13 protein-coding genes are annotated in these 9479 nt (G+C 67.5%); 7 read left to right on the forward strand and 6 right to left on the reverse strand.

The window, feature by feature from the left end; translation table 11 throughout:
• Nucleotide 1: 1 nt before the first annotated feature.
• Together AB0H49_RS27520 and AB0H49_RS27525 are read right to left on the reverse strand one after the other, a co-directional pair.
• Complete coding sequence (locus AB0H49_RS27520; protein WP_357255590.1) at nucleotides 2–352, reverse strand: hypothetical protein; 351 nt, start codon at nucleotides 350–352, stop codon at nucleotides 2–4.
• A gap of 153 nt (nucleotides 353–505) precedes the next feature.
• Nucleotides 506–685 carry a hypothetical protein gene (locus AB0H49_RS27525; protein WP_357255592.1) on the reverse strand — a complete coding sequence of 60 codons (180 nt, stop codon included), beginning with the start codon at nucleotides 683–685 and terminating at the stop codon, nucleotides 506–508.
• Nucleotides 686–909: 224 nt separating this feature from the next.
• Between AB0H49_RS27525 and AB0H49_RS27530 the strand changes: the two genes are divergently transcribed.
• Complete coding sequence (locus AB0H49_RS27530) at nucleotides 910–2118, forward strand: helix-turn-helix transcriptional regulator (RefSeq protein ID WP_357255593.1); 1209 nt, start codon at nucleotides 910–912, stop codon at nucleotides 2116–2118.
• A 124-nt stretch (nucleotides 2119–2242) separates the two neighbouring features.
• Here the strand turns inward: AB0H49_RS27530 and AB0H49_RS27535 are convergent, their stop codons facing one another.
• Nucleotides 2243–3274: an NAD(P)-dependent alcohol dehydrogenase gene (locus AB0H49_RS27535; RefSeq protein WP_357255595.1), complete on the reverse strand. Its 1032-nt coding sequence runs from the start codon at nucleotides 3272–3274 to the stop codon at nucleotides 2243–2245.
• A gap of 82 nt (nucleotides 3275–3356) precedes the next feature.
• Here AB0H49_RS27535 and AB0H49_RS27540 point away from each other — a divergent pair, with 82 nt between their 5' ends.
• Complete coding sequence (locus tag AB0H49_RS27540) at nucleotides 3357–4007, forward strand: TetR/AcrR family transcriptional regulator C-terminal domain-containing protein (RefSeq protein WP_357255597.1); 651 nt, start codon at nucleotides 3357–3359, stop codon at nucleotides 4005–4007.
• Nucleotides 4008–4011: 4 nt separating this feature from the next.
• Here AB0H49_RS27540 and AB0H49_RS27545 read toward each other — a convergent pair whose 3' ends face one another.
• Nucleotides 4012–4476 carry a MarR family transcriptional regulator gene (locus AB0H49_RS27545; protein ID WP_355002163.1) on the reverse strand — a complete coding sequence of 155 codons (465 nt, stop codon included), beginning with the start codon at nucleotides 4474–4476 and terminating at the stop codon, nucleotides 4012–4014.
• Nucleotides 4477–4585: 109 nt separating this feature from the next.
• Here AB0H49_RS27545 and AB0H49_RS27550 point away from each other — a divergent pair, with 109 nt between their 5' ends.
• A complete protein-coding gene (locus tag AB0H49_RS27550) occupies nucleotides 4586–5725 on the forward strand; it encodes a GDSL-type esterase/lipase family protein (protein WP_357255598.1) in 1140 nt (379 codons plus the stop codon).
• Nucleotides 5726–5746: 21 nt separating this feature from the next.
• On the opposite strand, the gene AB0H49_RS27555 is transcribed toward AB0H49_RS27550, so the two are convergent.
• Nucleotides 5747–6361: a TetR/AcrR family transcriptional regulator C-terminal domain-containing protein gene (locus AB0H49_RS27555; protein WP_355002165.1), complete on the reverse strand. Its 615-nt coding sequence runs from the start codon at nucleotides 6359–6361 to the stop codon at nucleotides 5747–5749.
• A 70-nt stretch (nucleotides 6362–6431) separates the two neighbouring features.
• On the opposite strand from AB0H49_RS27555, the gene AB0H49_RS27560 reads away from it, so the two are divergent.
• The 4 genes from AB0H49_RS27560 to AB0H49_RS27575 all read left to right on the forward strand — a co-directional run bounded on the left by AB0H49_RS27560 (nucleotide 6432) and on the right by AB0H49_RS27575 (nucleotide 8602).
• Nucleotides 6432–6989: a peroxiredoxin-like family protein gene (locus AB0H49_RS27560; RefSeq protein ID WP_357255600.1), complete on the forward strand. Its 558-nt coding sequence runs from the start codon at nucleotides 6432–6434 to the stop codon at nucleotides 6987–6989.
• The gene (locus AB0H49_RS27565; protein WP_357255602.1) at nucleotides 6986–7528 is read left to right on the forward strand and encodes a DUF1772 domain-containing protein; all 543 of its coding nucleotides are present in this window, start codon (nucleotides 6986–6988) and stop codon (nucleotides 7526–7528) included. Before AB0H49_RS27560 ends, AB0H49_RS27565 begins: the two co-directional genes overlap by 4 nt.
• The gene (locus tag AB0H49_RS27570) at nucleotides 7525–8130 is read left to right on the forward strand and encodes an ATPase (RefSeq protein ID WP_357255604.1); all 606 of its coding nucleotides are present in this window, start codon (nucleotides 7525–7527) and stop codon (nucleotides 8128–8130) included. Before AB0H49_RS27565 ends, AB0H49_RS27570 begins: the two co-directional genes overlap by 4 nt.
• Before the next feature lie 262 nt (nucleotides 8131–8392).
• Complete coding sequence (locus AB0H49_RS27575) at nucleotides 8393–8602, forward strand: hypothetical protein (RefSeq protein ID WP_355002169.1); 210 nt, start codon at nucleotides 8393–8395, stop codon at nucleotides 8600–8602.
• Between the two features lie 135 nt (nucleotides 8603–8737).
• Here the strand turns inward: AB0H49_RS27575 and AB0H49_RS27580 are convergent, their stop codons facing one another.
• Nucleotides 8738–9313 carry a Uma2 family endonuclease gene (locus AB0H49_RS27580; protein ID WP_357255606.1) on the reverse strand — a complete coding sequence of 192 codons (576 nt, stop codon included), beginning with the start codon at nucleotides 9311–9313 and terminating at the stop codon, nucleotides 8738–8740.
• Nucleotides 9314–9479 lie beyond the last annotated feature (166 nt).

A 9479-nucleotide genomic window follows, 5' to 3' on the forward strand; every position in this document is an offset into this window, starting at 1 on the left:
GTCATTTCAGGCTGTCGATGGTCGAGTCGCGAATCGTCGGACGCAGGGGCGCGGTCCGCTGGCCGTCGACCGCTTCGGTGACGAGGTCGGCCCACCGGGTGGCCAGATAGCCGACGTGCGACCATGCCCGATGCAATTCGTCGGCGGTGTGCTCCGCCATCAGGACGAGCTCGGCCGCCACGTGCGCGGCAGCCATGTCATCGACGGCCCGGCCATAGCCGGTCTTCTGCGACCAAGGCTGACGCGGTTGGATGTGGACGGCGACCCAGTCGTCGATCAGGGTGCAGAGTTCGGTGCGCCGGACGTCGATTCGAGCCTGTTCGGCGGGGTTGATGATTCGGGTCCAATGCAAGTGCGCGAGTGCGTTCGCCCATCGCAACACCAGATGATCGCCGGGCAGCTGCCCGGTAGCGCCCCGGAACGCCGCCGACAGCTCTTGCCATCGCGGAAGTGTCCGAGGCGCGCCATAGGCACCCGGCTGGACACCGCTCTCCGACATGGCTGCTCAGCCGAGGACCGTCGAAACGCGGGCAAGCGCAGCGAGGTATTGCCCGCAGCGCGAACCATGTTCCGCGTGCTGGGTGAGCACCAGCACCGCGCGCTCGCGGTCCATGGCGATCGAAGGACTGGCGCAGTCACAGTATTCGATCTCCCACTGCGCCAACCGGTTCATCAGCGACGACATATTCGGCCTCCCCTGCGACGGTTGGAGCACACCGGCGCCGGACCGGCCGCCCGAGCCCTACGACCTCCGGTGCGGCCGGTTCACGTATCCGAGACGAGGTAAGGAATCGCCTGCGGTCCGACGCCGGGTGCATTCATAGAATCGCCTCCCGTTCACAAGCGAACTACCAACAGATTTGGCACTCTTTGTTCAGCGGGGAGACACAGAATGGAACCGTGAGCGTGATGACCCAAGATTCAGCGAGCATTGGTGAGCGCGTCCGCGCAACTCGCAAACTCAAGGGGTGGACCCAGGGCCGCCTGGCGCGCGAGGCCAGCGTGTCGATCAGTCTCGTGCGCGCGGTGGAACAGGGGAGGTCGCCCGCGTCACCCGCCTTCGTGGCCGCGACCGCTCGAGCCCTTGGAGAGGGTGTCGCCGATCTCCTGGACCAGCCTTACCCGCGGACAAGCCGGGACGAGCAGAACGTCCACGCTGGAATAACCCACGTCCGACGCGAACTCGCCACCTACCGCATTCCGCCCGAGGACGTTCCGCCACGGCCGATCCAGGATCTGGCCGCGGAAGTCGCGCGGGCGTCGCAGCTCAGACATTCGGTGAAGCTCGGAGATCTGAGTGGTTTACTGCCGGGTCTCCTGCACGACCTGCGTGTTGCGTGGTACTCGACGGATGGTCCCGAACAGGAGCGGATCTTCGGCCTGCTCGCCGAGGCGTACGCAGCGACTTCACAGGTGGCCTACAAGCTCGGCTATATCGACCTCGCCTCGCTGGCTGTCGACCGGTACGAATGGGCAGCAGCACAATCCGGTGACCAACTGGCCGTGCTCGCGGGCGACTATCAGCGCGCTGGCGAGATGATCGGTACTGCCGACTGGAGTGGCGCGGAGCGGTTCCTCGAGTCGAGTCGCCGTCGCATCGAGAGCGACCTGCATCGCGAAGACCCCGCGACGCTGGCGATGTGGGGGAACCTGCACCTCAAGAGCGGCCTCGCCGCCGCGCGTGCCGGACGCCGCGACACCGCGGACGCGCACCTCGCCGAAGCGGCGGAGACAGCCGAGCGCCTCGGCCAGGATCGCGACGACTATCGACTGTGCTTCGGCCCCACCAACGTGGATATCTGGCGCGTCGGTCTGGCCGTCGAGATGATGGACGGCACCGAAGCCGTGAAGCGGTCGAAAGCGGTGAAGTTGCCGGAAGGGACACCGCGGGAGCGGGTTGGCCACCACTACATCGATCTGGCACGAGGGTTCCTGCTGCACGGAGACCGGCAAGGTGCGTTCAGCGCATTGCAGGTGGCGAAGCGAACCGCGCCTACGCAGACCCGGTACCACCCGATGGTGCACGAGACGATCCGCATGCTCGCTCGCCAAGAGGCGCGCGCGTCGGAAACCGTGCGCGGGTTCGCCGCCTGGTGCGGTATCACCAGTCTCGATTGACCGCCCAACAACCGACGTGCCGCACTGGACCGACGCGGACTCGTATCGCAGTCCTGGTGCGCGGCGGCCGATCGCGGCCCGCCCTTCGACAACGCTTCGCGTTGCTGCGAGCACTGCGCGAATCTCACGAAGGTTCGGAAGCACCTGTCCGGCTGACGATCAGCACCGTCTTGCCTTGCGCGTGACCTTCGGCGACGTGCGCGATCGCGGCGGGGGCTTCGCGCAGCGGGAACTCGCGTTCGATCGCCGGGCGCAGCTTGCCGTTCTCCACGAGTTCGGTCAGGTAGTCGAGGTCGGCGCGCCGCGGCTTCATCAGCAGCGGCCGTAAGGTCTGGCGGACGAAAAGGTTTGCCACCACGACCTTTCCGATCCAGAGCACCGGGCCGAGCCAGTCGCCACCTGGGGCTCCGGCCGAAGATACGAAGACTCCCTCGGGCGCGAGCACTTTGCGGTAGTCGGAGAGGCGGCGGTTGCCCGCGAGATCGAGCAGGACGTCGTAGCGTTCGCCATCCTCGACGAAATCGGCGCGGGTGTAGTCGATTACCCGATCGGCACCGAGTGCGCGCACGAACTCGACGTGGCGCGTACTGCACACCGCGGTCACCCGCGCACCCATCGCCTTGGCGATCTGCACCGCGGAACTGCCCACACCGCCGGACGCCCCGTTGATCAACACCGATTGCCCGGCGCGCAACCCGCCGACATCGCGCAGCCCCTGTAGGGCGGTCATGCCCGAATCCGGCACGGCGGCAGCCTGTTCGAAGCCGAGACCAGCGGGCATCGGCGCGAGCGTCGCCTCGTCGACGCAGACGTACTCGGCGAAGGCCCCGAAACCGGTTGCGCCGTAGACGAGATCACCGGCCCGGAACGACGTGACCGCGGACCCGATCGCGACGACCTCGCCCGCCAGATCGTGCCCGATCACCGGATCCTTCGGTTTGCGCACACCGAAACCCATCAGCCGGATCAGGTACGGCCTGCCGGTGAGCAGGTGCACATCACCCGACGCGACGGCGGCCGCCCGGACCCGAACCAGAACCTCGTGGGCGGCGGGAGTCGGCCTGGACACCTCCTCGACGCGCAGCACGTCGCTGGAACCGTAGCGCGGCGCGACGACCGCCGTCATGACGTCTCGCTCGGAGGCCGAGATCGACATTTGCGGATACCACCTTTACTTACACCGTAAGTTCGTTGGCTCGAACGCTACGCTTACGGCGTAAGTCCGTCAAGGAGTGCTGATGCCCAAACCCGCCGACCGCGCCCGGCTCACCCGCGAACTCGTGCTGCGCACCGCCATCCGCCTCGCCGACGAGCAGGGGCTCGACGCGCTGTCGATGCGCAAGCTGGCCCAGGCCCTCGGCGTGGAGGCGATGTCGCTGTACAACCACGTCGCGAACAAGGACGACCTGCTCGACGGGATCGTGGATCTGGTGGTCGCCGAGATGGCGGTGCCGGAAATCGGCGGGGACTGGAAGGCGGCGCTGCGCACCCGCGCCGTCTCCGCGCACGAGGCGCTACGCCGCCACCCCTGGGCGACCGGACTGATCGGCTCACGCGTGAACGTCGGACCGGCAATGCTGCGCTACATCGACGCCACGCTCGGCTGCCTACGCTCCGCGGGCTTCACCTACCAACAGGCGGACCGCGCCTGGAACGCCATGGACGGGTACATCTACGGATTCACCCTGCGCGAGTCGACCTTTCCACTCGACCCGTCCGAATACATCGCCGCGGCAACCCATTTCCTTCCACGCATCCCGAAAACGACACACCCCCACATGAACGCGCTCACCCACCTCGTCATCGACGGCGAGCACGACGGCATCGCGGACTTCGAGTTCGGCCTCGACCTGATCCTCGACGGGCTAGAGCGCCTGCTCGACGAGTAGCCCGTCAGTCGGTGCGGGCGGTGGCGGACGGGTTGGTGGCGTCGCGGATGATCCGCAACGCAGTGGTCAGGCCGTCGAGCTGGTCCGGTGTGAGTAGTCCGGTGAACCAGCGCTGTACTGCGTCGAGGTAGTCCGGCAGCACCTGTTCGAGTCGGCGCGCTCCGGCGTCGGTCAGCACCGCGTGGGCGCTGCGGCGGTCGGCCGGGTCGAGGACGCGCTCGACCAATCCCGCCGAGGCCAGCCGATCGACGAGGCGGGTGACGCCGCTGGTCGACAGCGAGGTCTGCGTCGCGAGGTCCGTCATGCGCAGCCGCCGCCGCGGGGACCGGCTCAATCGCAGTAGGGCGTTCATGTCCAAGCCGGAGAGGCCGTTCGCCTTCCAGGTCGGCTCCATCTTGGCGACCAGGCCCTCGTGCGCCTCGTACATCAGGCCCATCGCGGTGAGACGCGGATCGTCGAAGAGGTCCATGATGCGAACCTACCGCACATTGTTGACGCGCGGATAGTTGACATGAGGAATATGTCGGAGTAGATCTATGCATACGCAATATTCCTCACGTCAAACACTTGGAGGGCTCATGTCACCGCAAACCACCTGGATCGCAGGCTTCCGTTCGGCCGTGATCAGCCCCTACGAGCAGATCAAGCTCACCGAACCGCACGAGTTCGCCGATCAGACGCTGCGCCAGGTACTGCACCTCGCGGGCGGCGGCGAACAGATCCGCGTTCATCTGACCAACCGCTACGGGCAGACGCCGCTCGTCGTCGGCGCGGCCAGGGTCGCACTGCGCAAAACCGCCGACCAGATCGTCCCGGAGACCGACCGCGCACTTCGCTTCGACGGCGCGGAGCGAGTGACCGTACCCGCGGGCGGCGAGCTGATCAGCGATCCGATCGACCTCGCGGTCGATGCGGGCGACGACCTGCTGCTGAGCCTCTACCTCCCCGAACCGACAGGGCTCGCCAGTTTTTCGCACATGCCCGCCGAAATCGCCTACGTCGCAACGGGTGACCACGCCGGCAGTATCGAAATGCCTGAGTCGCAGGTGATCCCCGCTAGGTTCTTCGTGACCGGCGTCGATGTCCTCGCATCGGCCGAGACCGAAATCGCGGTCGCTTTCGGTGATTCCTGGTTCGAGGGCTTCGGCAGCACGATCGGCGCCAATCGCCGCTCGGTGGACGCGCTCAACGACCGTCTGTCACGCGGCTGGGTGGTGAACCAGGGCATCGGCGGAAACCGCCTGCTCACCGCGGAGATCGGGGAACGCGGCATGGACCGGTTCGAGCGCGACGCCCGCGACGTCCCCGGCGTGCGCCACGTCCTGGTCCACTTCGGCATCAACGATCTGATCCTCGGCGGCCTGGGCGATCAGCCACCCGCCACCGCAGCGGAACTCATCGAGGGCTTCACCGAACTGGCCCGCCGCGCGCACGCCGCCGGGCTCACCATCCACGTCGGCACCATCGGCCCGTACGCCGGCTGCGTCTACGAAGGCCCGACCGTCTTCGAGACCCTGGACACCCGGCGCGAGGTGAACGAATGGCTGCGCGGGACGGACATTTTCGACTCGGTGTTCGACGTGGACCGCGCCGTCGCCGATCCGGAGCGACCGGACTACATTCGGCCCGAGTTCGACAGCGGTGACGGCATGCACCTCAACGACGCGGGCGCGCGGGCGATGGCCGAGGCCGTCGACCTCACTGCCGTATTCGGGTGATGACCACGGCGGCAACGGGATTCAGCGCGGCGCCAAACCGCGCAGCACGATCTCGACGCCGCCGTAGAACTCGTCGTCGATGGACATCGTCCGCGCCTGTCCCGCGGTCTGCACCAGCAGCGGGAATTCATCGGTGGACAGCGCGGCGATGGTCGCGGTGCCCGGGCCCGCGATCGAGGCGTAGTGCTCGCTCTGCAGGAAGCCGAGCAGAAAGCCGACCACCGTGCGCTGCGCGATCACCCGCTCGGAACCGGTGAAGCCCGCGTCGGTGAGCACGGTCAGCATGGCCTCCATCCAGTGCAGCGACGCCGCCGAGGACTGGCGGTGCCGCAGGATCAGCGGGACCGCGGCGGGATGGTCCGCGACGGCGGCGCGCATCCGCGTCAGCAGGACCGTCGCCCTGGCTCGCCAATCGGGACCCTCCGGCGGCGCGGTCTCCATGGCGCTCAGCACCCGATCCACCACCAGGACCTCCAGCTGATCCCGATCGGCGACATAGCGATACAGGCCCATGGTGGCGATGCGCAGTTCCTTCGCGATCGCCCGCATGGTCAGTCCGTCGAGCCCGTCGCGGTCGATGACGGCGAGGGCGGCGGTCCCGAGATCGTCGGTGGTCAGCGAACGAGGACGTGGCATGGGTTGACAGCGTACAAGGTACGCGCATACTGGTCGTAGGCGTACGTCGTACACCTACAAAGGAGAGACCATGTCATTGCCGACTTCCATCGCCGCCCGAAACTTGCGGACCGTCACCGGCGTCGAGGTGCCGGTCCCGGATCCCGATTGCCTCGTCCACCTGCAATTCCGCCGCTTCGCGGGCTGTCCCGTGTGCAACATGCACCTGCGTTCGATCGTGGTCCGCCAGCACGAGATCACCGCCGCGAACATCCGCGAGGTGATCGTCTTCCACTCGCACGCGGACGAACTGCGCAAGTACACCGACGAACTGCCCCTCGACGTGATCGCCGACCCGGATCGGGTGCTGTACCGCGAGTTCGGCGTCGAATCGTCGCCGCGCGCGCTGCTCGATCCGCGCGGCTGGCCCGCCATCGCCCGCGCCGTCGCGCACGACCTGCGCGCCGCATCGCGCCGCGACCGCCCCGCTCCCCCGTCCCGGCCCGACGGCGGCCCGCTCGGCCTGCCCGCGGATTTCCTCATCGCCCCCGACGGCCGCGTCCTGGCTTCCAAGCACGGCACGCACGTCTACGACCAGTGGTCGGTCGACGAACTGCTGGCGCTGGCGCCCTCGAGGCAGCTTCGATGAGCCCGCTCATCCGGCCGCGTGCGCCGGGCGCCACACGGCGAGATCCGGTCCCGGCCCGGTCTCCTCGGCCCCGACTCGCCGGAGCGGGCGCGCTGCTGTCCGGCGGACTGCTCGCTGGCGCGTTCGGATACGGAGCGGTCAACGTGCTCTACGCCTTTCGTGAGGTTCCGCTCGATGTCCGCTTCACCTTCCACACCGCGCTGATGCAGGTCAACGGATTCGTCATGCAGTCGCTGATGGGGCTGACCATCGTGAGCTGCGCGGTGCTCGCCGTGCGCGCTTCCGGCAGGCAGCGATGGACTGCCGGAGCCGCTGCGGCGCTGGCCTTCTCGTCCTTCTTGATCACGCGCTTCGGCAATGTGCCGATCAACCAGCACATCAAGCGCTGGGCGATCGAGGGGCCACCCGCCGACTACGCCGAGATGCTCGGCCGTTGGGAGGCATTCCATTTCGCCCGCACCGGCTGCGCGCTGCTGGCCTTCGCGCTGATCGTCCTGCTCACCATCCCGCATTTCACCGAGAAGGGAACACGCCCATGATGACCATCGAATTGTTCGTCTCCCCAGGCGTTCTCGATGCCGAGCGGAAACAGGCGCTCGCCGAACGCATCCTGCACGCGCTGACCACCGAGGAAAGCGCGCCGGACGCGGTACTGGACAAGGCCCGCGAACTCACCCACGTGCTCGTCCGGGAGCCGGAAGTGTGGGCCACCGGCGGCCCCGCCGCACCGCGCTACCTCGTCCGCCTCACCGTCCCCGGTGCGTGGAGCAACAACCCGCAATTCGCCGACCACGTCGTGCCGATGATCACCGGGGCGATCGCCGCGACCGAGCCCGACCCGGATCGCCTCACCCGCGAACCGCACTGCGTCGTCCAAATCGTCGGCCTACGCGAACGCGGCCTCGCCACCCTCGGCCGCACCCTCACCAGCACCGAACTCACCGAACTGCTGACCGACGACTACCGCAACTCCGGCGAAACCCGCGAAGCGCCGGAAGGTTTCGTCATCGACCCGGTCTGCGGCATGACCGTCGAACTGGCCACCGCCGACCTGACCCTGACCCACAACGGCACCGGCTACGCCTTCTGCGCCCCCGCCTGCCGCAAACTCTTCGCCGAAGAACACGCCATCTCCGCATGACCCCCAACCGCCTCGACGGCCGCCGCCGAAGAACCGGCGGCGGGCCTCGGCTCGGTTCGTGGGCGCAGGCCTCGGATTCGCGAGCGCTGCCGTCTCGTCGCAGCGCCGCCCGCCGAGATCCCGCACCCGAAGAGCAACCCTTCGGGTTCGAATTCCTTGGTGCGCTTCACTTTACGTGCAACCAATCTATTGCGACCGATTGGTCAAATATGCGAGACTGCGAGCCGCAACAGCAACTACAGAATTGAACAAAGGATTCACCATGTCGTTCACCAAGCTGCTCGGCGCAGGCGTCGCCGCACTGGCTTTCGGCGCAGTCCTCACCGCAGGTCCGGCGCTCGCGGAGCCGATCACCCCCGCCCCGGTGGTCGCGCCCGGCGAGCCCGCCCCCGGCGGAGTGTCGTCGGGCAGCGCCGTCCTCGACCCGATCCTGCGCCTCCTGCGCTGCGGCTCCGCCTACAGCTGCGCCTAGGATCCCGGCACGTAGACCGGTCGACGGCACGGGCGGGATCGGGCCCGTCCGTGCCACGCGGCGCTCATAACGTGGCGCCCCAACCGGACCCAGGAGCTGCCGTGCTCGACCGCACCGCCCTCCGTGAGATCGGATTCACGGCAAGAGCGCGGCGGGATCGAGGGTGAATTCGAAAGGCGTTCGCACGGTGATCTTCTCACCGGCGGGGATCCGATGCGTCGGCTCGTAGCTGCGATCGCCGCCGAGGGAGTGGACGAACGCCACCGGCAACGACTCGCCCGGCAGTTGTCCTTTGAAAGCGTTCAGCTCGAAGCGCCAATAGTTCGGAATGCCCGCCTCGGCGTACAGGACCGGCTTCACCATGCGGTCCTGCAACGTGGTCGATTTGGAGACCACTTCGACGGCGAGCTGAACCTGCTCGACGGGAATCCCCCGACCGTCCCAGTCGATCGGGCCGGTGACCACGATCAAATCAGGGATGGGCTCGTCCTCGCCGACCAGGACCCCAACGCCGGGCAGCACCTCGAAGCCGTCCGGCTTGGCATCCTCGAGCGCACGATCGAGCCGCTTGATCAACCGCTGATCGCGCAGCCTCGGAGGCGCGCTTACAACGAGCTGACCGTTCAGTACCTCATACCGAAGCCCGTTCTCAGGCATGCGGTCGAGATCGGCAACCGTCCAACCGTCGGAGCCCCGACCCGGCATCGCCATGAATCACCTCCACCCCGCCGGTAAACCCCTCCGTAGAAATCGACGTTTCCCAGTCCAGCACAGATGAGACGGACGTTGTCATCCCGCACCGTCGGCCGGGGCTCCCGGGTGCAACGAACGAAGGCCGCCACCGATCCCTCGGCGGCGGCCTTCGTGGTCGAACAAC

The sequence above is a fragment of the Nocardia sp. NPDC050713 genome (genome assembly GCF_040654315.1).
GTDB lineage: Bacteria > Actinomycetota > Actinomycetes > Mycobacteriales > Mycobacteriaceae > Nocardia.

Bases quoted from the DNA above. Each gene is read 5' to 3' on its own strand.
- AB0H49_RS27570 (WP_357255604.1), top strand. From the start codon at position 7,525: ATGATGACCATCGAATTGTTCGTCTCCCCAGGCGTTCTCGATGCCGAG.
- AB0H49_RS27555 (WP_355002165.1), bottom strand. From the start codon at position 6,361: ATGCCACGTCCTCGTTCGCTGACCACCGACGATCTCGGGACCGCCGCC.
- AB0H49_RS27535 (WP_357255595.1), bottom strand. From the start codon at position 3,274: ATGTCGATCTCGGCCTCCGAGCGAGACGTCATGACGGCGGTCGTCGCG.
- AB0H49_RS27550 (WP_357255598.1), top strand. From the start codon at position 4,586: ATGTCACCGCAAACCACCTGGATCGCAGGCTTCCGTTCGGCCGTGATC.
- AB0H49_RS27540 (WP_357255597.1), top strand. From the start codon at position 3,357: ATGCCCAAACCCGCCGACCGCGCCCGGCTCACCCGCGAACTCGTGCTG.
- AB0H49_RS27565 (WP_357255602.1), top strand. From the start codon at position 6,986: ATGAGCCCGCTCATCCGGCCGCGTGCGCCGGGCGCCACACGGCGAGAT.
- AB0H49_RS27545 (WP_355002163.1), bottom strand. From the start codon at position 4,476: ATGGACCTCTTCGACGATCCGCGTCTCACCGCGATGGGCCTGATGTAC.
- AB0H49_RS27530 (WP_357255593.1), top strand. From the start codon at position 910: ATGACCCAAGATTCAGCGAGCATTGGTGAGCGCGTCCGCGCAACTCGC.
- AB0H49_RS27580 (WP_357255606.1), bottom strand. From the start codon at position 9,313: ATGGCGATGCCGGGTCGGGGCTCCGACGGTTGGACGGTTGCCGATCTC.
- AB0H49_RS27575 (WP_355002169.1), top strand. From the start codon at position 8,393: ATGTCGTTCACCAAGCTGCTCGGCGCAGGCGTCGCCGCACTGGCTTTC.
- AB0H49_RS27525 (WP_357255592.1), bottom strand. From the start codon at position 685: ATGTCGTCGCTGATGAACCGGTTGGCGCAGTGGGAGATCGAATACTGT.
- AB0H49_RS27560 (WP_357255600.1), top strand. From the start codon at position 6,432: ATGTCATTGCCGACTTCCATCGCCGCCCGAAACTTGCGGACCGTCACC.